The 22,121-nt window shown below is 39.6% G+C and carries 20 protein-coding genes; 14 read left to right on the top strand and 6 right to left on the bottom strand.

Features of this window, described 5'->3' with window-relative positions; genetic code table 11:
- Positions 1-427: 427 nt before the first annotated feature.
- Genes rpiB through tsaB form a run of 7 tightly spaced genes read left to right on the top strand, consistent with a single transcriptional unit; the run spans position 428 to position 6,564 of the window.
- A complete protein-coding gene (gene rpiB / locus OA84_RS03615; protein ID WP_039342375.1) occupies positions 428-859 on the top strand; it encodes a ribose 5-phosphate isomerase B in 432 nt (143 codons plus the stop codon).
- Between the two features lie 25 nt (positions 860-884).
- A complete protein-coding gene (gene rnr / locus OA84_RS03610) occupies positions 885-3,050 on the top strand; it encodes a ribonuclease R (protein WP_039342374.1) in 2,166 nt (721 codons plus the stop codon).
- 52 nt (positions 3,051-3,102) lie between these two features.
- Positions 3,103-3,786, top strand: coding sequence for a LysE family translocator (locus tag OA84_RS03605; RefSeq protein ID WP_039342373.1), 684 nt, complete (start codon positions 3,103-3,105; stop codon positions 3,784-3,786).
- On the top strand, positions 3,783-4,730 hold the full coding sequence (locus OA84_RS03600; protein ID WP_039342371.1) for a S66 peptidase family protein: 948 nt from the start codon (positions 3,783-3,785) through the stop codon (positions 4,728-4,730). Before OA84_RS03605 ends, OA84_RS03600 begins: the two co-directional genes overlap by 4 nt.
- Positions 4,717-5,088 carry a YraN family protein gene (locus tag OA84_RS03595; protein WP_039342370.1) on the top strand — a complete coding sequence of 124 codons (372 nt, stop codon included), beginning with the start codon at positions 4,717-4,719 and terminating at the stop codon, positions 5,086-5,088. Before OA84_RS03600 ends, OA84_RS03595 begins: the two co-directional genes overlap by 14 nt.
- Before the next feature lie 11 nt (positions 5,089-5,099).
- The gene (locus OA84_RS03590; RefSeq protein WP_039342367.1) at positions 5,100-5,849 is read left to right on the top strand and encodes an SDR family NAD(P)-dependent oxidoreductase; all 750 of its coding nucleotides are present in this window, start codon (positions 5,100-5,102) and stop codon (positions 5,847-5,849) included.
- Positions 5,850-5,883: 34 nt separating this feature from the next.
- Positions 5,884-6,564, top strand: a complete 681-nt coding sequence (gene tsaB / locus OA84_RS03585) for a tRNA (adenosine(37)-N6)-threonylcarbamoyltransferase complex dimerization subunit type 1 TsaB (protein WP_039342365.1) — start codon at positions 5,884-5,886, stop codon at positions 6,562-6,564.
- Positions 6,565-6,573: 9 nt separating this feature from the next.
- On the opposite strand, the gene porW is transcribed toward tsaB, so the two are convergent.
- From porW to OA84_RS03565, 4 genes are all read right to left on the bottom strand, one after another.
- Complete coding sequence (porW, locus tag OA84_RS03580) at positions 6,574-9,066, bottom strand: type IX secretion system periplasmic lipoprotein PorW/SprE (protein WP_084060834.1); 2,493 nt, start codon at positions 9,064-9,066, stop codon at positions 6,574-6,576.
- Between the two features lie 87 nt (positions 9,067-9,153).
- On the bottom strand, positions 9,154-9,711 hold the full coding sequence (locus OA84_RS03575) for a Maf family nucleotide pyrophosphatase (RefSeq protein ID WP_039342363.1): 558 nt from the start codon (positions 9,709-9,711) through the stop codon (positions 9,154-9,156).
- Positions 9,712-9,725: 14 nt separating this feature from the next.
- Positions 9,726-10,244, bottom strand: coding sequence for a KdsC family phosphatase (locus OA84_RS03570; protein ID WP_039342361.1), 519 nt, complete (start codon positions 10,242-10,244; stop codon positions 9,726-9,728).
- Complete coding sequence (locus tag OA84_RS03565; RefSeq protein WP_039342358.1) at positions 10,234-10,986, bottom strand: Rossmann-like and DUF2520 domain-containing protein; 753 nt, start codon at positions 10,984-10,986, stop codon at positions 10,234-10,236. Before OA84_RS03565 ends, OA84_RS03570 begins: the two co-directional genes overlap by 11 nt.
- A gap of 103 nt (positions 10,987-11,089) precedes the next feature.
- Here OA84_RS03565 and OA84_RS03560 point away from each other — a divergent pair, with 103 nt between their 5' ends.
- The 5 genes from OA84_RS03560 to OA84_RS03540 all read left to right on the top strand — a co-directional run bounded on the left by OA84_RS03560 (position 11,090) and on the right by OA84_RS03540 (position 16,643).
- A complete protein-coding gene (locus tag OA84_RS03560; protein WP_039342354.1) occupies positions 11,090-11,641 on the top strand; it encodes an RNA polymerase sigma factor in 552 nt (183 codons plus the stop codon).
- Between the two features lie 12 nt (positions 11,642-11,653).
- The gene (locus OA84_RS03555) at positions 11,654-12,190 is read left to right on the top strand and encodes a hypothetical protein (RefSeq protein WP_039342351.1); all 537 of its coding nucleotides are present in this window, start codon (positions 11,654-11,656) and stop codon (positions 12,188-12,190) included.
- Positions 12,191-12,196: 6 nt separating this feature from the next.
- Positions 12,197-12,709 (top strand): hypothetical protein, encoded by a 513-nt coding sequence (locus OA84_RS03550; protein WP_039342348.1) that lies wholly within the window; start codon positions 12,197-12,199, stop codon positions 12,707-12,709.
- Positions 12,710-12,966: 257 nt separating this feature from the next.
- Positions 12,967-14,763, top strand: a complete 1,797-nt coding sequence (gene lepA / locus OA84_RS03545) for a translation elongation factor 4 (RefSeq protein ID WP_039342345.1) — start codon at positions 12,967-12,969, stop codon at positions 14,761-14,763.
- A gap of 182 nt (positions 14,764-14,945) precedes the next feature.
- Positions 14,946-16,643: a M14 family zinc carboxypeptidase gene (locus OA84_RS03540; RefSeq protein ID WP_039342342.1), complete on the top strand. Its 1,698-nt coding sequence runs from the start codon at positions 14,946-14,948 to the stop codon at positions 16,641-16,643.
- Positions 16,644-16,684: 41 nt separating this feature from the next.
- Here OA84_RS03540 and OA84_RS03535 read toward each other — a convergent pair whose 3' ends face one another.
- Entirely contained in the window at positions 16,685-17,566 is an 882-nt protein-coding gene (locus tag OA84_RS03535) for a cupin-like domain-containing protein (protein ID WP_039342338.1), read from the bottom strand.
- A gap of 158 nt (positions 17,567-17,724) precedes the next feature.
- On the opposite strand from OA84_RS03535, the gene OA84_RS03530 reads away from it, so the two are divergent.
- Positions 17,725-20,436 carry a TonB-dependent receptor gene (locus tag OA84_RS03530; RefSeq protein ID WP_039342335.1) on the top strand — a complete coding sequence of 904 codons (2,712 nt, stop codon included), beginning with the start codon at positions 17,725-17,727 and terminating at the stop codon, positions 20,434-20,436.
- 47 nt (positions 20,437-20,483) lie between these two features.
- Here the strand turns inward: OA84_RS03530 and OA84_RS03525 are convergent, their stop codons facing one another.
- A complete protein-coding gene (locus OA84_RS03525; protein ID WP_039342332.1) occupies positions 20,484-20,981 on the bottom strand; it encodes a DinB family protein in 498 nt (165 codons plus the stop codon).
- Between the two features lie 122 nt (positions 20,982-21,103).
- Between OA84_RS03525 and OA84_RS03520 the strand changes: the two genes are divergently transcribed.
- The gene (locus tag OA84_RS03520; RefSeq protein ID WP_039342329.1) at positions 21,104-21,994 is read left to right on the top strand and encodes a GLPGLI family protein; all 891 of its coding nucleotides are present in this window, start codon (positions 21,104-21,106) and stop codon (positions 21,992-21,994) included.
- The last annotated feature ends 127 nt before the right edge of the window (positions 21,995-22,121 follow it).

The following is a 22,121-nucleotide window of genomic DNA, read 5'->3' as shown; positions in this document are numbered from 1 at the left end:
GAGAACTTTTACTAAAGAATTTAATCACACGATCTATGGAGTTGCTGGTGTGCTTATTAACAGCTTTAATATGTGATTTATAACATATTAAGGCTTTTATCAACGTTTGTTAATAAGTTAAAATTTATCTCTTTATGAACAAATATTTTATTGAAAACTTCCGCTGAAGACCTCAGCAAAAAATTAAAATTTAAAAATCAATTGTTCGCGGATTTTTACCAATATCAAATTTTCTGGATTACGAAAGACTTCTTTTTCGAAAGTTATTAACACCAATTAGAAACTTAATCCACAAGTTTTCCGAGATTGTTAAAAAAGCGGAAAACACAGAAATTACCGTGCCGTAAATTAATGTTCCTCGCAAAATATATTAATATTTTTAATCTTAAATTTGTGTTTATTCTACACCAACCTCAATATATAAATCATGAAGAAAATAGCAATTGCGTGTGACCACGCAGGTTTTAAGTATAAAGAGATCATTAAGCAACATCTGGCGGGATCATACGAAGTTGAAGATTTTGGTACATTTTCTGAAGATTCCGTTGATTACCCGGATTTTGTGCATCCTGCTGCAAATTCTGTAGCAGATGGTAAGAACGAATTTGGAATCCTGATTTGCGGTAGTGGTAACGGCGTACAGATTACCGCAAACAAGCACCAGAAAATTCGCTGCGCGCTGTGCTGGATGCCGGAACTGGCTGATTTAGCCCGCAAACATAATAATGCGAATATGATTTCCATCCCAGCTAGATTTATAGCCAGCGAACTTGCTGTGGAAATTGTGGACAAGTTCCTTACTTCGGAATTTGAAGGTGGAAGACATCAGAACCGCGTTGGTAAAATCAGCGTTTGCTAAATTTAAACACATAAAAATAAACTAGATGCCAAGAAAAAAGAAATATATTTCCGCTAAAAACGATCATAAATTACAGGAAATCGGTCGCCTGATTTTAAAGTTTATGAACCACAATTCCTCCAAAATCTACAATTATAAGCAGATTTCGGATGGTATTGATTACAAAAACCCGCGCCAGCGTGAATTGGTTATTCAGGCGCTGCATCAGCTGCTGAGTGTGCAGAGCATCAAGGAGGTGGAAAAAGGAAAGTACATCATCAATTTAAAAATTGAAGAAACTTTGACCGGAATTATCGATTTTAACCAAACCGGAAATGCCTATGTAAAAGTTGAAGGCTTAGAGGATGATATTTTCGTGCATTCAAAAAACGTAAAAGATGCTTTACAGGGTGATACGGTTCTTATTGTAACGTATCATTTTAAAGGCCGCAAGATCGAAGGTTCTGTACTTGAAGTTATGGAGCGCAGCCGAACCGAATTTGTGGGAACTTTTCAGTTTATTAAACATAAAGATTTTGGTTTTGTTGTTGGCGATAAAAAGCGGATAAATACCGATATTTTTGTTCCGAAAGGAAAAATTGGTGGCGCCCAGGATGGTGATAAGGTTGTGGTAAAAATGACCGATTGGAAACAAGGTGAGAAAAATCCTGAAGGTGAAATCATCAAAGTTTTGGGTGCGCCGGGCGAACACGAAACCGAAATTCACTCGATACTGGCTGAGTACGGTCTACCCTACACTTTCCCTGAAGATGTTGAAAATGAAGCCAGTAATCTGGACCGCAGCATCAGACCTGAAGAAGTTGCAAAGCGTCGTGATATGCGCGATGTCTGCACTTTCACTATCGATCCGAAAGATGCAAAAGATTTTGACGACGCTTTATCAATTCAAAAGCTTGAAAACGGCAACTGGGAAATCGGTGTTCACATCGCCGATGTTTCGCATTATGTGATGCCCGGAACTTTAATCGATGATGAAGCTTATGACCGCGCAACTTCGGTATATCTTGTAGATCGCGTGGTTCCGATGTTACCGGAAGTTTTAAGTAACGACGTTTGTTCCTTGCGTCCGAACGAGGATAAATATACTTTTTCCGCCGTCTTCGAAATTACCGATGATGCTGAAGTCAAAAAAGAATGGTTTGGCCGCACGGTAATTCATTCCGACCGAAGGTTTGCTTATGAAGAAGCACAGGAAAGAATTGAGAAAAAAGAGGGAGAATTGGCGGAAGAAATTTTGGTTTTAGACCGCTTAGCAAAAATTCTTCGTAAAGAACGGATTGACAATGGTGCTATTACATTTGACAGAAGTGAAGTCCGCTTTAATCTGGATGAAAATAACGAACCGATTGGCGTTTATTTCAAAGTCAGCAAAGATTCCAACCATCTTATCGAAGAATTTATGCTGCTAGCAAACCGAAAAGTTTCAGAATTTGTTTCGCTGAACCGGCGTGGTGAACCAACCGGAAATACCTTTATTTACAGAATTCACGACGATCCGGATCCGGCCAAACTGGAAGCACTCCGCGATTTTGTGGGAACTTTTGGCTATAAGATGAATTTGGCAAATACCAAAAAAGTAGCCGAATCGCTCAATAATTTATTGAAAGAAGTTCAGGGTAAAGGCGAAGAAAATATGATTGAAACCCTTGCCATGCGTTCGATGAGCAAAGCCGTCTACTCTACCAATCCTATCGGACATTACGGTTTAGGTTTTGAATATTATTCGCATTTTACCTCGCCGATCCGTCGATATCCCGATTTAATTGCGCACCGCCTGCTTCAGCATTATTTAGATGGTGGAAAATCACCAAATAAAGAGGAATACGAAGTAAAGTCCAAGCATTGCAGTTCAATGGAAAGACTTGCCGCTGATGCAGAACGAGATTCGATTAAATTCATGCAGGTGAAATTTATGGAAAAACATATTGGTGAAGAATTTACCGGTGTTATTTCTGGTGTCGCAGATTTTGGTTTCTGGGTTCAAATTCCGGAAAATGGTGCTGAAGGCCTGATAAAATTACGCGATCTAATGGACGATTCTTACAGTTATGATGCTAAAAACCACTTGGTTCAAGGCAGCCGCACTGGAAATCAATACCAACTTGGTGACAAGGTTACTATTAAAGTAATGAAAGCGAATCTTATCCAGAAACAGCTGGATTTTAAAATTGTTGAACCGCAGAACTCTTAAAAAATCCATTTTTAATTTCCAAAAAATCCTGTCTTTTCCTGAATAAAAATTAATGTTAGAACTCATTCTTTCAGCGGTTGGTCTCGGTATTATGCTCAGTCTGGTTTTCATCGGCCCGATTTTTTTCCTGCTTATTGAAACCAGTTTTTCGCGCGGTCCAAAACACGCCATGACCTTGGATTTAGGTGTTGTTGTAGCCGATATTATTTGTATTGTAGCGTCCTATTTTGCCAGCGGCGACCTCGTAGAAATCATTGATAAGCATCCGGGTTTTTACCGCATTACCGCCTTCGTCGTTTTCATTTACGCATTGTACATGATTGTCTCGAAAACAAAAATGCACCTCCCCGGTGAAGAAAAACTGATTAACCAAAACTATTTTAAAACATTTTTTAACGGCTTTTTCTTTAATATTTTGAATATTGGTGTTGTGCTTTTCTGGTTGGTAACGGTCATTTCTGTCCGGAACGCTTATCCGGAAACTGCTGAATTTCTGTTCTATATGGCACTTGTTGTCGGGACGTATTTGGTAATTGATTTATTTAAAATTTATTTAGCGAAGATTTTTCATGATAAACTCACACAACTTTTAGCAAATAAAATTCGGCGGGCTGTCGGGTTTATTTTAATTGCTTTTAGTTTTGTTATTTTTCTTCAAAGCTTTAAAAAATTCAATTCATTTGACAGAAAACTGGAAGAAGCGGAACGTACGGAACAAAAAATTTTAAAGCGATGAAAAAAGCTATTTTCCCAAAAAACATTGAAAAAGGGGCGAAAATTGCCATTATTTCTCCCGCAGGAATGGTCACCGAAGATCAACTCCAAAAAGGAATGGCTTTAATTCGGGAAAAAGGTTTCGAGCCGGTTGTAGGAAAATATATTTTCACCAAATACAATCACGGATACAATTACGCTGGCACTGAAAAAGAACGGATTTCTGATTTAAACTGGGCGCTGAATGACGATGAAATCTCAGCAATTTGGGCGTCGCGCGGAGGCTACGGAAGCCAGCATTTGCTTCAGCATCTCAAACTTTCGGAATTTAAAAAAAATCCGAAATGGTATATCGGATATTCAGACAATACCGCCATCCAGAGCTATTTATTAAAAAATAATTTTGCTTCAATTCACGGGCAAACCATCAAAACTTCAAGTTTTGGCGTTTCGGAAGATAGTTATGATTTAATTTTTGACATCATGCAAGGTGAAAAGCCTTTTTACAATGTTGAAAAGCATTTGCTGAACAAAAACGGAAACGCCGAAGGTCAGCTCGTCGGTGGAAATTTGGCACTGATTTATGCTTTACTGGGCACGCCCTACTCTTTCAAATTCAAAAACAGAATTCTGTTTATCGAGGATATTGGTGAGAAATTTTACGCCCTGGACCGCATGCTGATGAGTCTGGAACTTGCAGGCGTATTCCGCAAAATCAAAGGTTTAATTGTTGGCGGAATGATCAATATGGGCGAAGAAAAAGAGAATAAAAACTACGATGAAAGCTTTGATGATTTTGCATATCAAATCATTTCTGAACGGCTGAAAAAATACGATTTCCCGGTAATTTTCGGTTTTCCAAACGGTCATATTTTTAATAATAAGCCGCTGATCATTGGCGCTGCCATAAAAATGGAAGTTGCAGAAAGTGTAACCGTTCAATTTTACTACAATGGCGGAGCATAACGATTTTGGTAATTTGGCGGAAGAATTAGCAGCAAATTTTTTGGTGGAAAAAGGTTATAAAATTCTGCAAAAAAATTTCCGGTTTCAGCATGCAGAAATTGACATCATTGCTGCTTTCAAAAATGAGATTATCATCGTAGAGGTGAAAGCGCGCGGTACAGATATTTTTATGGCGCCGGAAGAAGCCGTTACAAAAACCAAGAAAAAACTGTTGGTTTTAGCGGCAGACCAGTATTTGAAGCACCACAATATCAACCAGGAGGTGCGTTTTGATATTATTACCGTGCTGCCGGATGACGGCGGCAAATTAGAAATCAAGCATTTGGAAGATGCTTTTCAAAGCTTTGATGCGAATTAAAATTTATTGAAATGAAAACAGCCTTAATCACCGGGGCAACTTCCGGAATTGGAAAAGCCACCGCAGAACTTTTAGCACAACAGGGTTTCCGACTGATTATCTGCGGGCGCAGAACTGAAGTTTTAGATCTGGTTAAACATGAACTTTCGCAGTTTACCGAAGTTTTTAGTTTAAACTTTGACCAAAGGTTTTTACCAGAAGTTGAAAGCGCTTTTGAAATTTTACCTGAAGACTGGAAAAATATCGATGTTTTAATTAATAATGCAGGAAATGCACATGGTTTAGATTCATTACCAAAAGGCGATACCGCAGATTGGGATGCCATGATTGACGGTAATGTAAAAGGACTTTTATACGTTTCTAAAATGATTATTCCCGGCATGATCAAACGCAATTCCGGACACATTGTAAATATTTCCTCGGTCGCGGCGCGCCAGACTTACGCAAACGGCGTGGTGTACTGCGCTTCAAAAAAGGCGGTTGACGTAATTTCTGAAGGTATGCGGCTTGAGCTTACGGAACATGGAATTAAGGTCACCAACATCCAACCTGGCGCTGTAGAAACCGATTTTTCGAATGTTCGTTTTAAAGGTGATGAAGCGCGTGCGAAAACCGTTTACGCGGGTTACGATGCTTTAAAAGCCGCTGATATCGCCGATGCCATTTCCTATTGCATTAATGCACCGAAACATGTCAGCATTTCCGACCTTACTATTTTCCCGGCAGCGCAAAGCGAACCAAGAACCATTCACAGAAAATAACCGGCTAAAACGGTAAATTTTTCCATTTTAAATTATGAAAATTCTTCACCTTGAAACCTCTTCCCGAAACTGTTCTGTTGCCATTTCAGACGGCGATAAACTGCTTTGTCTCTGCGAAGAAGTTTCCGACAATTATAAGCAGTCCGAAAGTTTACATTTATTCGTGCAATGGGCTTTGGAGGGCGCAAAACTTACTTTGAACGATATCGATGCCGTTTCGCTTGGAAAAGGTCCGGGTTCCTACACGGGTTTGCGCATTGGATCATCGTCTGCAAAAGGTTTTTGCTATGGTTTAAACATTCCGCTTATCGCTGTAAATTCTTTGGAAACGATGGTTGAATCCTTTTTAAATCAAGGTTATGATTTAATTATTCCCTTAATCGATGCGCGTAGAATGGAAGTTTATTCGGCGGTATTTGATGGTTTTTCCGGAGAATTATTAGCCGACACGGAAGCAAAAATTTTAGATGAAAATTCTTTTGCGGAATTTCAGGGTAAAAAAATTCTTTTCGTAGGTGACGGCGCGGCTAAAGCTCAAGATATTTTACAGAACATCGAAGCAGATTTTAATGCTGAGGTTTTCCCGAGTGCGAAATTTTTGGTCAAAAAAGCGGCTAATAAATTTGAAAATCAGGAATTTGAAGATGTTGCCTACTTTGAACCTTTTTATCTAAAGGAATTTCAGGGTGTGAAAATGAAAAAAAGCGAAGAATAATCTCCGCTTTTATTTTGTTTTGGGTTTTTCCCCGCTCCCACTTGGCGGCACATCTTGCGGCGTTCCCCTTCCACCTGGTCTTGGTGGAGCTTTTTGCGGAAGATCATCCGTATCCACTTTTATAGAATCTGGGATTTTTTGCCCCGAATTTTCCGGACGCGTCGGTTGTACCACATTTCCCGCGCTGTCGGTAGTTTCAAACTGTAAATCGCTGTGCAGGTATTTCAGCATTTCGGCGGCTTTTTCCCCTTCAGTAGTGTTGGCATAATTCAGCGCAATCTGTTCCAGCTGCAAAATCATAATTTCTTTCCCCGCGGTTTTTCCAGTATTAAAGGCATTTAGCAACGCAAATTTCGGGACTAAAGCATCTTTTGGATATTTCGCTAAAGCATTTTGAATCAACGTTTTGCTTTCCTCAAATTTTTCCTCTTTATACAGCGAGAAAGCATCAGCGTACATTTTTTCTACCTCATCAGAAGACTGCGAGAACACTTTATTTTTCGGATTTCGAACAAATTCTGCATACGAAGTATATGGAAATTCGGTAAGAATGGTTTGTTTTGCGCGTTCCGCTCCGGCCGGATTTTTTTCATAATTCATCGAAAATATCTGGTAAAGCGCCTGTAGTTTCGTTTCTTCTTCAGGCTGCTGATCAACCAAATCATACAGAGTTTTTGTGGCAAGTTCGGTATCGCCAAAATAACTTTCATACATTCTTCCCAAAGCAAGCGACGCTGTGTCTCGCGCTTTCTTTAAAGCCGTTATTTCCGCGAGACTGGTCGGAAGCTGGTCAATGTAGAAAGTGGGTTCAAAACGTCGTGGATTTGGCGCCGTAGAAAGTCCCAGCGCTTCATTGCGAAGGTCTTCAATGGAATTGCTGCGCACCGAAGTTCGCCAGTCGTCGTTAAGTGTGCGGTTCCCCCAAATTTGCTTAAAAGTGGATTCACCTTTTGCCACAGTTCCGGTATTTGCAAAATAAAAGCTGCCTTTGGAATTATCGAAGTTCTGAAAACCGCCTGCATTTCCTGCAAAAGCCGAATTTGCTGAATAATCTCCAGTGTCAAAACCTTTACTTCTGTCCGCTTTTCGCTGTGCGATTTCCTGCTGCTTTTCTTTGTTTTTCAGCGCGTCGATATACGTGGTGAAGTACGCAGTTCTCTCCGCTTGCGGCATTTTGGTCAAATTCAAAATACTGTCGTTCTTCTTAATTAAATAATAATTTGCAGAGACATTTTTAATATTGGAAAACTGTTCCTGCAAAAGAATTTTTGCCGGTTCATAGGTCATTACCGCCAAAGCTGAATCGTAAAACGCGCCCGCAGAAAGGTAATCGCTGTTTTCGAAATAATCTTTTCCAATTTCATAATACGTTAAGCCTCGCACCTGTGGATCGGAAATTTTTTCGGCCAAAGATTGTGCAAAAAACTGTTTGGCTTCTTCTTTTTTTCCGGCTTTGTTCGCCATCAAACCAAGCGCGTAGTAAAATTCATTTTTTCTCGAGGCATATGTGCCTTTTTTGCTGATATTTTCCAGATATTCTTTTGCACCGTTGAAATCATCGTCGGTTCCGTTAAAGGTTTTCGCAATTTCGATTTGAGATTTCACTTCAAATTCAAAGTCGTTTGCGTTTTGGTATGCGGTAACAAAACTTTCGCGCGCTTCTCCGTCCCGAACTAAATCTGCCAGAATTTGCCCACGCAGAAACGAAATCCGGCTGCGTAACTTTCTGTTTTTATTGATGACATAAGCATTTTCAAGCTCGATGATCGCATCCTGTTTTTTACCGGCATTCAGCAGCATTTCTGAATAATAAATGCTGGCAAGTTGTTGATGATTTTTATTAATGTCGCTACGCTTTAAATTAGCAAAAATCTCTTCTGCACGTGCATAATCTCCAATTTTTGTGTAGGCCAATCCCTGGTAAATACGCGCCAATGGCAATCTTTTATCTTCGCGCATATTGGTGAAAAGATAGTTCAGCGCATCTAAAGCTTCCAGAGGTTTTTCTTGGTAAATACGTGCCTGCGCAAGCAAAATGTGCGCATCAAAAATCTTTTTGTTTTTTTCTTCGCCATTTTTCAGCACTGAATATTTTGCGATTGCTTTCAGCGCTTTTGCTTCTGCAATTTCCAGAATTGTGGCACCACCGCCGTTCCCGCGGCCACCACCGTCACCTTGAAAATTTCCAGGCGAACCCGGCGTTCCGCGCATGTTGGAACCTGTAAAACCCGGATCGAAATCGTCGCCCGTCAAAGCGTTATTCAGCTCACTTCCTTCGGCTTGATTTTCATAGGTAAGAATCTGGATGTACGGCGCATAAAAATTGTCCCGGTGGCTTTTATCGCGGTTGCGCAACTCGGTTTCCAGCGCATCTTTACTGTTAAATAAGGTATTATAATAGGTGAAAAATCCTTTCAAGAAAGTGGAATCGTTGGCTTTCTTCCGCGATGAGCAGGAGTTAATAACCACGATTGTTAAAAGGAAAAGTATAATTTTTTTCATCATTTATAATAACTTTTAAATCAGGATTTTATTGTAAAATGCTGATTATAAAATTAGCAAAAATATGGTCTTTTATGCCGATATTTTTTATTTTAAATCTTTCAGCAGTTTATAGACCAAATGCGTGGGCAAACCCATAATTGTAAAAAAACTGCCCGAAATGCACCGAATTTTTACCATGCCCAGCCATTCCTGAATTCCATAGCTGCCGGCTTTATCGAACGGCTGATAATTTTTAATATAAAAATCTATTTCTTCTGAACTTAGATTTTCAAATTCCACTTGCGCGACATCGGTCTTTGTGATGGTTTTTTCTAAAGTCCGTATGGTAATTCCGGTATAAACCTCGTGAATTTTGCCGGATAGTTTTTCGAGCATTTCCCGTGCCTGTACTTCTTTTTCAGGTTTTCCTAAAACGGTTTCGTTTAAAACCACAATGGTATCTGCCGTCAATAAAACTTCATCGTTTTTTAAATTTCCGTAAGCAGACGATTTCAATTCCGAGAGATAACCGGCAATTTCGGAAACCGGCAAATCTTCAGGATAATTTTCTTCACAATCGATTTTGACGACGGAAAAATCAAAACCTAATTCCTTTAATAATTCTTTGCGGCGCGGCGAGTTTGAACCGAGTAATATTTTCATTTTCTTCCGGTTATTTAAACACTTTTTGTATCATCAAACTGCCAGGTTCCCTGCACTTTCATCACTTGTTCAATCACATCACGAACGGCGCCTTTTCCGCCTTCGATCGGAGAAATATAATGTGAAATCAATTTAATATCGGGTACCGAATTCTTTGGGCATGCGGAAATTCCCGAAATCTTCATCATCGGTAAATCGGGAATATCGTCGCCCATGGTGAGAATTTCTTCGTTTTTAAGCTGATATTTTTGCTTGAATTCTTCGAATTTTTCCAGCTTATCGCCGATTTTTGCGTAATAATCGGTAATTCCCAAATAATGAATTCTGTTTCGGACAGAAGGATCGTCACCGCCGGTAATTACACAAATCGGGTAGCCATGTTTTCGGGCCTGCACCACCGCGTAACCATCTAGAACATTCATCACGCGGCACATGCTTTTGTCGGGCATCAAAACCACACTTCCGTCTGTAAATACGCCGTCAACATCAAAAACAAAGGCTTTTATATTTTTTAATCTGGATTTATAGCTCATACATTTTTTTAATAGATTCATTCAGCGTTTTGTAGATTTTCCGGTGCTCATCAGACGGTAAAAGTTCTTCGTGAAGCTGCAGAACTCGTTTGTCATTCCGCACCGCGGGACCGGTTTGCGCTAATTTCGGCTCAATATGCTCTATTTTCTGGGTGGTTTCTTTAATTAATGGTAAAAAATAGTCAAACGGAATTTCTTCACGGTCTGAAATTTCTTTCGCCCGCGCAAAAAGATGATTTACAAAATTACAGGAAAAAACAGCCGTTAAATGGATATATTTTCGCTTTTCATAAGTTGAACGCATCACCTTCTTGCTGATTTTTTCAGCTAAATCGAAAAGCAAACTTTCGTCTTCTCTTTTCTCAGCTTCGATGAAGAATGGTATTTCGGAATAATTCAGCATTTTAGCCCGGGAAAAAGTCTGTAAAGGATAAAAACTTGCTTTGCGGTAATTTCCGGAAAGAATTTCTTTTTCCAACGAACCTGAAGTGTGCGCTACCAATGAGTTTTCATTTTTTATTAACTTTGAAATTTCCGAAACAGAATCATCGCTGACGCAAATTAAATATAAATCTGCATCGGCAAGTGAAGTGGTGGAAAACGGTATATCAAGTTCGGCAGAAATCTGCTTTAAATCAGTTTCATTTCGGCCAAAAATCTGGGCAACAGGAATATGATTTTGAGCGAATGCTTTGCATAAATGATACGCCACATTGCCCGAACCTATAATGACAATCTTCATAGAAAAGTATTATAAACAAAGATAGTATTTTGGTTTGGACTAAAAATTGAAGTCTTTTTTAACTTTTAAACAATTCACTCATCAAAACACCGATTGCATCTCAATGAAGATTAAGGAAGCCGAAATTATCAACTTAATGTCTGGCGAGAAAACCCGTGAAAAAGGAGTTCGCATGATGATGGATGCATATCAGAGCAGGTTATATTGGCATATCCGGCGATTTATTGTGGATCACGATATCTCACAGGATGTTTTGCAGGATACTTTTATTAAAGCTTATCAGAATTTTCATCAGTTTAAACAGGAAAGTCAACTTTACACCTGGCTTTACAGGATTGCAACTAACGAATCTTTGCAGCAGTTAAACAAAATGAAAAAAATGCAGAAAAATGACGAAGAATCTACCAATTATCTTCAGAATTTAGTAGCAGACAATGTGCAGCCCGATGCAGATGAAATTCAGGTTTTATTGCAGAAAGCGATTCATTCTTTGCCGGATAAGCAGAAACTGGTTTTTAATATGAGGTATTATGAAGACTTACCCTACGAAGATATGTCGCAGATTTTAGATATGTCCGTGGGGACTTTAAAGACCAATTACCACTATGCCAAGCAAAAAGTTGAAGATTACATAAAACAAAATTACACGGATTAAGATACGAAAAAGATGAAAGAATTTGATTTAGATAAATTAGAACGCAAAAATATTTTCACTCATAAAGAGGACTTTTTTGCTGAAATGCAAAACAAGGTTCTGGCAGAAATTCCACAGGAAAAAGCAGGAAAGGTTATCAAAATGAACTGGGCTTATACGGCCGCCGCCGCAGTTGCGTTGCTGTTTGGTTTTACTTTTTTCCTGACTTCCGCGCCCGCAGAAACACCATCTGTCGCACAGAATGAAGTTGAAATTAAAAACACCGTAAATGCTGTGGAACAAGAAGCTACACCTTCTGAAGAAGCGATTGCGCTGAAAGTTTTAGAACAGGATTTAACTTCCATAGAAAACGATAATCCAAAAAACACCGCAGAACGGAAAACAAATTTTACAGAGAAAACAGCTAAATTTGCAAAGCAAAATGAAAAAGAACAGGTAAAAACAGCAGAAATTCAGGTCGATCAAATTCTTTCGAATTTTACCCGCGCCGAATTAGCAGATTTATCACAAAATGCAGAGCAAGATATTTACCTGGACTTGTATAATTAAGCAACAATGAAAAAGATTTTAACACTTCTGAGCGTCGCACTTCTAACTTCCGCGAGTTTTGCCCAACAACTGAACTACGACTGGAAAAATATGAAGCCTGAACAAAGGAAAGAGATTATCCAGAAAATGAAACCGGAAGACCGAATGAACCTTTTAAAGGAATTCCGCGAAAAAATGATGATCTCTGAGCTTGAAGTGCCAGGCAATCAGCAGGAGGAATTTAAAAATCTGTACGCCGAATATCAGGAAAAGCAAAATGCAATAAAAGAAAAGTTCACCGCGGACGAAAATTATGAAAACATGAGCGATGCTGATGCTGTAAAACAACTGGAACAAAGTTTTGAAATCGGGCAGCAGCTTTTAGATAACAGAAAAAATTACGCGCAGAAATTCATGAAAGTAATTTCACCTCAGCAGGTATTGAAAATGTACCAGACAGAAGGTAAAATGCGTACCAAGATATTAGACAAAAAACAAGACGGACCTAGAAATCCAGGTCCGCAGCGCAGGCGACCATAATAGTTTATTTTTTTAATGTTTGAGCGACCTCTGCAATTTTATTGTAGAGGTCGTTCTTTTTTAAAAAAATGCCATTTTAACGGCAAATAAATTTTAACTTCTAGATTGATGAAATTTCTTTCAGTAAAAATCAAAAATTAGCCGTTCTAAGGGCAAATTTTTTTAAAACGGTTTCCTTTTCAGCGGTTGCGCGCATTTTATTTCTTAGAAAAAATCCATCAAAAAACACTAAATTTGCGCACTATCTTCTATTTTAAATGAAAAACATACGAAACTTTTGCATTATTGCACATATTGACCACGGTAAATCTACACTCGCAGACCGCCTTTTGGAATACACCAACACGGTGACCCAAAGAGAGCTGCAATCGCAGACGCTGGATGATATGGATCTTGAAAAAGAGCGCGGAATTACCATAAAATCCCACGCCATCCAGATGGATTATGAACTGAATGGTGAAAAATATATCCTCAACCTTATTGATACACCGGGACACGTAGATTTTTCCTACGAGGTTTCCCGTTCCATCGCAGCTTGCGAAGGTGCGCTTCTTATTGTTGATGCAGCGCAAAGCATTCAGGCACAGACGATAAGCAATTTATATTTAGCTTTGGAAAATGACCTTACCATTATTCCAATTCTCAATAAAATCGATTTACCTTCCGCAAATCCGGAAGAAGTAACCGATGAAATCATGAACCTAATCGGTTGCGAGTACGAAGACGTTTTGCGTGTTTCCGGAAAAACCGGCGAAGGCGTGCACGAATTATTGGAGCAAATTGTGAAAAGAATCCCGGCACCTGTTGGTGATCCCGACGCACCTTTGCAAGCCTTGGTTTTCGATTCCGTTTACAATCCGTTCCGCGGAATTGAAGCTTATTTTAAAGTCGTTAACGGCAGCATTAAAAAAGGCCAGCGCATTAAATTTATGGCAACCGGCAAAATGTACGTAGCCGATGAGGTGGGAACTTTAAAACTAAAACAGGTTCCGAAAAAAGAAATCAGCACCGGCGACGTAGGATATATAATTTCCGGAATTAAAGATGCCCGCGAAGTAAAAGTAGGAGATACCATCACCACTTTTGAAAATGGTGCGGACGCTGCAATTGAAGGATTCGAAGAAGTAAAACCTATGGTCTTCGCCGGAATTTATCCCATTGAAGCTGAGGACTTCGAAGAATTGCGTTTCTCGCTCGAAAAGTTACGGTTAAATGACGCGTCACTGGTTTTCGAACCGGAAAGTTCCGCGGCGCTTGGTTTCGGTTTCCGTTGCGGCTTCCTCGGTATGCTCCACATGGAAATCGTTCAGGAAAGACTAGACCGCGAATTCAACATGGACGTTATCACCACGGTACCCAACGTTTCCTACCACGGCTACACCAAGAAAGATCCAGACAAAATGATTCTCATCAACAATCCGTCGGAAATGACAGATCCCATGATGCTGGACCGCGTAGAGGAGCCTTTCATCAAAGCTTCCATCATTACAAAATCTGATTTTGTCGGACCGGTAATGACGCTTTGTATTGAGAAAAGAGGTGAAATTGTCACCCAAAATTATCTGACTTCAGACCGCGTGGAAATGGTTTTCAACATGCCTTTGGCGGAGGTTGTTTTCGATTTTTACGACCGTTTGAAATCAATTTCCAAAGGTTATGCGAGTTTCGATTATCATCCTATCGGTTTCCGCGCTTCGAAATTGGTGAAAATGGATATTCTCATCAATGGCGACATGGTAGATGCGCTTTCCTCGCTCATCCACGACAGCAACGCGTATTATATCGGAAAAAGAATGTGCGAAAAACTTCGCGAACTCATTCCGCGTCAGCAGTTTGATATTGCCGTTCAGGCGGCGCTCGGCGCGAAAGTTATTGCGCGCGAAACAATCAAAGCTCTAAGAAAAGATGTGACCGCAAAATGTTACGGTGGCGATATTTCCCGTAAGCGTAAATTGTTGGAAAAGCAGAAAGAAGGGAAGAAAAAAATGAAGCAAATCGGTCGGGTAGAAGTACCGCAGTCCGCATTTATGGCGGTCTTGAAGCTGAATGAATAATTGAGCTTGGGCGCCTTTTCCGCCCTAGTTTATCCTGAGCTTGTCGAAGGGTTCCCTCCCGAATAATCGGGATCCACTCAGGTCGGGGCGCGCGTTCCGTTCTAAATCAAGACTTTCTAAAACACAAAAATTCCTGCTTTTAGTCGGGAATTTTTTATTTAATTTCGATAAAATTTTTACCAATGAAATATCAATTACTGTTTCTGCTTTTGCTTTGCAATTTAGTTTTGGCTCAAAATAAATTTCCAACGCCTTACGAAAAAGGTAACGGAAACCAAACCACGACTTACGTTGAGATGGTAAAATTTTACGCTGATTTGGACGAAAATTTCAAAACCGTCAGCATTCAGGATTTCGGTACCGACGATAACGGCGAACCCATAAAAGTGGTGATTTTCGAAAATTCAAAAAGTAAAGCAGCGCCTGTAATCTTAATCAATAACGGGATTCATCCGGGTGAACCGGACGGTATAGATGCGGCCATGATGCTCATGCGCGATTTGGCCACCGGAAAAATTTCCGCTAAAAATCTAAAAATTGTTGCCATCGAAGCTTATAATATTTCCGGAATGTTACGCCGCGGAAGTTTTTCACGCGCGAACCAAAATGGCCCTGAAGAATATGGTTTTCGTGGAAATGCGCGCAACTACGATCTGAACCGCGATTTCATTAAAAACGACACCAAAAATTCCGAGGCATTTCAGCATATTTTTCAGTTTTTTAAACCGATTTATTTCATCGATAATCACGTAAGTAACGGCGCAGATTATCAATATCTGTTCACCTATATTTCTACGAATAAGGAAAGATTGGGTGATAAACTGGGCAAGTATTTCAACGAAAAAATGCAACCTGAAATCCTAAAAAATATCGAGAAAAAAGGAATTTTAGCAACCCCTTATGTCAATATTCACGGCGATTCTCCAGACGAAGGTTTTCCGGCTTTTATGGATTCACCGCGCTACGCCACAGGTTATACCACACTTTTCAACACTTTAGGAACCGTTGCGGAAACGCATATGCTGAAACCTTATAACGAAAGAGTTCGTGCAACTTACGAATACATGCTGAGCTCCATTAATTATACTCAAAAGAACGCGAAAGAAATTCAGCAAAAAATGACCGAAAATGCAGCGAATTTTTTGCCCGGAAAGAAATATTCCATTGGCTGGAAAGTCGACAGCACAAAATATAAACTCATCGATTTTAAGGGTTTTGAAGCCGGAAAAAACGCCAGCGAAGTTTCCGGAAAACCCAGATTATTTTACGACCGAAAAAAACCTTTCACCCGAAAAGTGAAGTTTTATAATGAATACAAGCCAACGGCTGAAATTCAGATTCCGAACTTTTATGTAATCCCGAAATCAGAAAATAAAGTCATTGAATATCTGAAACGCAACAATATTCAGATGAAAGAACTCGCGCAGGATTCTACCATCAGTGTGGAGCTTTACCGGATCGCAAATTTTAAAACTGTAAAAAACCCTTACGAAGGCCATTATTTACATTTCGATACCAAAACGAAATCGGAATTTAAAAACCAAAACTTCCGGAAAGGTGATTTCCTGATTTCCACGAAACAGCCCGGTGTAAAATATTTACTTGAAACATTAGAACCTGCAGCTACAGATTCTTTTTTCAATTGGAATTTTTTTGACGGCATTTTGGGCCAAAAAGAGTATTTTTCGGATTACGTTTTCGAAGACACCGCCGCGGAATTGCTGAAAAAAGACACGGTGCTTCGAACCGCTTTTGAAATGGAAAAAATAGCAAACCCAGATTTTGCTAAAGACAGTAACAAGCAACTGGAATGGATTTACAAGCATTCGCCGTATTACGAAAATTCGGTCGGTTTGTACCCAATTTTCAGAATTTTGTAAACTTAAAAAAAACTCTTTCAGAAAAATGAAAGGGTTTTTAATTATTTAGGCAAGCCTTTTCTTAGAGCAAAATTTGCCCTTTCAACAGCCTTTTTTTCTTTCCAGTCCATGTATCTCTTTTTGAACCTTGCTTTCATGAAATTATCGAAATTCCGCTGCACGGTAAGATTCCAAAGGGAGCGCGCTTTTACGCCCCAGGATTTGTCCCAAGCGCGCTGCGAGATGGAAAAACTTCCGTCCAGATATTTCATATAATGCCACCAGCCGGTCGGCATAAATAAAGTGTCGCCGTGTTCCAGGAAACATTCAATGCCTTCCACGCCGTCTAATGCGGGAAATTCTTCGAAATCTGGTTGCGAAATATCGTAATCTTCCAGCGCGTAAGTCGCGTACGGAATTTTGTACAGGCGGCTTTTCCATTTGTTCGCAAAAAGCAAAACGTGTTTCCGTCCGTTGAAATGCGTATGGAAAATATGAGCTAAATCGATATCGTAATGCAGGAAAGTTTCTGAACCTTCACCACCGAAAAACATATTGGGATATTTATCCAAAAAGCCGCCCATTAAATCTTTCGGAGCGATATAATCTTCCAGAAGTTGCGGCGCAGATTTCAGTGGGTCGAATAAAAAGATGCGCAAATCCGTCGGCTTCTCATTAATTAAATCAATGTATTCCGTGAATTTCATTTTCGCCGCCGCGGAATTAATGGGCGCTGCGGGATCTGCTTTCGAAGAGTCGTACAGCGGAACTTCCACATCACCCACGATTTCTTTCATATAATCCATTGTCCATTTTTGGTAAGCGGGCCAGTTTCGCGCTAAATCTTTGATGACAACGGGTTTTCTCGGAAGCAAATATTTTGTCCGGAAGTCTTCCGCAGAAATCGTTTCCACGACATCAATTGGCTGTAAATGTAATCCCATAAAAAATAGATAAATATGGAGCAAAAGTAGTAAAAAAGTCAGCATTTTAATTCAAACCTTTTGTAGCATTTAATTTTAAAAAGTTTAAGCAAAAGCGCGGCGGAAATTGGTTTTTGTAACATTTACGCGGAAAGAAATACTAATTGCTAAAATCTTTAATGAGAAAAATTTCGACCTTTTTTGCTGTTTTTTTTGCAATTCTATCCTGGGCACAATCTACCATTTCCGGTAAAGTTATCGACACCGAAGGCCAGCCAGTTTCGAGCGCGAGTGTTACGGTAGAAGAACCCGGCAAAGACGCTATTATCGCCTTTTCCATCACCAATGCGAAAGGTGAATATAAAGTGGTTTTTACCACCGCCGAAGCCAATGTGGATTTAAAAATTAAAGCTTTTAACCAAAAGCCGCTTCAAAAAACGATAAAAAACGAAGATCAAAGCCAGAATTTTACACTTCAGCCAGATGCAACGGAGATTAAAGAAGTGAAACTGAAAGCCAAAATGATTACCAAACGTGGCGACACCATTTCGTACGACATCAAAGCTTTTGAAAGCAAATCTGACCGTACGCTTGCCGATGTTTTAAAGAAAGTTCCCGGCATTGAGGTGAATAAAGACGGAACCGTGCTTTATCAGGGTGAACCGATCAATAAATTTTACGTAAACGGAAAAGATTTAATGGAAGGTGGTTACGGAACGATCAATAATTCCTTACCAACCGGCGCTGTGCAGAAAATTGAGGTAATGGAAAACCATCAGCCGGTGAAAATTCTTCAGGATAAAGTTCCGTCCGAAAATGCAGCGCTTAACATTAAACTAAAAAAGTCGGTGACGATGACCGGGCGTGGTGAAGTTGGTGTAGGGATGGAGCCGTTTTTATATAATTTAAAATTAACTCCGATGTTTTTCGGGCAGAAAAACCAATGGGTAGTGAATTATAAAACCAATAATAATGGTGAAAGTGTAGAAAGGGAAGGGAACATGCTTTCTTTCGGAAGTCGCTGGGAGGGCAGAAGAGGTCAGGCGTCGCCAAACCATTGGTTAAGTGTGGATGAAGCCTCAGTGCCGAATATTCCGGAAAAGCGTTATTTAATGAATAATGTGCACTTTTTTTCGGCAAATCTTCTGACGAATCCGTTCAAAAACAAAGAATGGGAATTGAAAGCAAATACGAGCTATACAAACAATGCGATCAGCAGAGAATCCTATCGTGAAACGACTTACGAACAGGACACCGATTTTTTCAAAGCCGGAAAGATTACCACCATAGAATCTAATAACTTCTACAGCAACGCCGCGAAAGGTGAACTTATTTTTACCAAAAATGCTAAAAAAGGCTTCTTTAAAAATACAACAACCTGGAATGGTTTCTGGAATGAAGACCGCGGAAATACGCGCACGCAATACAATATGGCCGTGCCGGATCCGTCGCTAAATGATATTTCCGTCGCTGAAGCGATGAGCGCGCCGACAGGAATCATCAAAAACTCATTAAGCACCATAATTCCGTGGAAAGATAAGCTGGTGAATTTTATGAGTTACCTTTCTTACCAAACCGACCGACAAAAATTGGCTGCTGTTTATGACAATTTTTACGATTTGGATGACGCCTTCGGAACGCATTTTAACCGTTTGGACCAGAATATTGCTTTAAAAACCTTGGAAGCCAACCATTCCGCATCGGTAGGATTTTCTTATAAAAAGTGGACGATTACGCCGGAAGTTGGTTTAAATCTATCTTTTAACGACATGAATTCTCAGCTTTATGGCGATGGTGATTTGCTTGACAGATCTTTTCAAAACAAATTAAAGTGGAATGAAATCAATCCGTATACTTCCGTAGGACTGAATTATAAAGGAAATGCACTTAATTTAAGCATCAATTTGCCGGTAAATATGTACGGAATGGATTACAAAGATCTGTTGCGCGTCAAAGATTCTGAAATAAGCCGAACGGTTTTTGAACCAACTTTTTACGGAAGTTATGATTTCGCATCCTTCTGGAAATTTTCGGGTTACGGAGGTATAAATTATAATTTTGGAAATTTCGGTTCGGTGTATGAAGGTCAAATTTTGACAAGTCCGAAATCTTTGAATTTCCGCGACAGCAATCTTTTGCCGGAAAACAGAAATATCAATTCTACCGCGCGTTTGGAGTACAGAAATCCGTTGAACAACCTTTTCTTCAATTTACGTTACGGCTATAATGTTTCGAACCGAAATATAATCACGAAAACGCGGCCGTTTGCTTCTGGCGCGTCGTCTGTAGCGTTGGAATACTTTGATAATAATTCTTATTCGCAAACCGAAAGTGCTGAAATCGGTAAATATTTCCCGAAGTTTAAAACAAATGCGTCGGCAAGTTTCAGCAACCGCGATGGAAATTCTTACAGCATTTTGGTGGATATTAATAACGTTGACAATCTTATTGAAAGCAAAAATAACACGCAAAGTGTGGCTTTTAAATTTAATAATACCTATTTCAGCTGGATGAGTCTGGATTACAATATCTCACTGAACTGGAACAAAAACAGCGATGATTACCGGAATAATGTGAATAAATCTTCGGGCTGGAACCATAATCTGAATCTTTATCTTTACCCGCTGGAAAATCATACCGTCGGTTTTGTCTGGGATGATATTTCGACCACGCAAGGCGCAACCACGTTACGAAATCCTTTCTATGACTTATCTTACCAATACACGTGGGCGAAAAAGAAAATAGATTTTGAAATAAAATGGCTGAATATCGCCAATAAAAAGGTGTATGAAACCATCGGTTACAACACGACGTATTTCTCTACAACACGAAACAGCATCGAAATTCGGCCAAGCCAGGTGATGTTTACCGTGAAATTCAACTTTAAGTAAAACGAAAAATTCCCGCCTTTTAAGCGGGAATTTTTTTTAAGAATAATTTAGAAAGTTTCGTGATCCGCGCTCGGGCCGTAACTTGCCGGCAGCGGAATATGATTCAGGCGATAATAAACACCAAGTTGAGCGCGGTGGTGAACAATCTGGTTCAGTGCGTGACGTATAGCGCCATATTTATCGAATTCTGCTAAAACCAGCTCACCCATATTCATGCTCCATTTTCCGGTCAGGTCGTCTTCTTTGCTGGTTTCCAAAATTTCTCTGCTGATTGCGGAAACTTCTTCGAATTTTTGCTGAAGTTCTTTGCGGTTCAGCAAAATTGTCGGTTTGTAATCGCCCGCGGCAAAATCTATCTTTTCGGTTTTCATCACGACTTCTGGCCAGCCGAAAATTTCTACGATGTGCGTGGCAAGACTCATCAGCTTCATGCTTTTTTCGTGCGGGCGGTAATCGTTTTTTCCCTCAGGAAAAATTTCCAGGAATTTTTTCGTGGTTTCGTACTCCTGCTCAAATTCTTGCTTTAATAGCGGTAAAGTTTCCATGTTAGTATTTTTAAGGTGAAAGGTGTGGTAAATGAAGATTAAAATTAAGCTAAAAAAAGCAATTTTTTTCTAAAATTCTGTAACAATTACCGCCCGTTGTTTACTAATTGTAAAATAGAAAGATGAAAAAAATTTTTGCATTTGTAGCGTTTACGGCGTTTTTTGCGATTAATGCACAGGAAACTGCCAATAGATTTTTTTATGAATTAAGCTATAAGCCGAAAAAAGATTCAGCAAAAGTAGAAAAGGTGATGGCTGTTTTGGACGTAACCAAAAACAAAAGCATTTACCGCGATTATACGCTTGTAGCGCAGGATTCCATTCTAAAAGTTCAGGTTGAAGCGATGCAGAAATCGGGCACGTTTAAAGATATTTCGAAAACGATGACGATGCCGAAGTTTACGGAGAAGATTTACAAGTTTTACCCGGAAATGAAAGTTCAGTTTGTGGACCAAATCAGCAGTGGTTTTACGCCGGTGAATATTGGTTACAACGAAGATTTGAAATTCAACTGGAAGATTGATTCGCAAAAAGAAAAAATTGGTGAATATAACGCCCAAAAAGCCACAACAGAATATGGCGGAAGAAAGTATACCGCGTGGTTTACCACGGATATTCCATTGCAGGACGGACCGTACAAATTTCACGGCTTACCGGGACTTATTGTAAAAATCAGCGACGACGACAATAATTATTCCTGGGAATTAAAGGGAAATAAAAAAATACCGAACTTCAATGAAGTAACTTACATCGAATCGGTAATGCCGGGCGGAAACGGTGGGAAAGTTCAGGAGCTTTCGCGTGAAAAATTTACCAAAATGCTCAGCGACTATAAAAAAGATCCGTTTGCTTCGATGAGACCAATGCTTACGCCGCAAATGATGTCGATGAAAATGCCCGGAATGGACGGTACCATGGGAGATTACCTGAAACAGCAGGAAAAAACAACCATTGAGTTTTATAAATCGAACGACAACCCAATTGAAATTCCGGTCGAAAAACCAAAAAAATAGACTTCAGATAGATTAAATTATAATTGTTGAAACCTCGGGACATTTACTGTTTTGAGGTTTTTTGTGTGTAATTTTTCCTTTAATCCTTATTTAGATTAAATTTAAATAACGTATATTTGCCATTCAA

It is taken from the genome of Kaistella solincola, assembly GCF_000812875.1.
Taxonomy (GTDB): domain Bacteria; phylum Bacteroidota; class Bacteroidia; order Flavobacteriales; family Weeksellaceae; genus Kaistella; species Kaistella solincola.
Note: the sequence above shows the minus strand (reverse complement) of the source record. Positions and strands in the feature narration are given on the sequence as shown.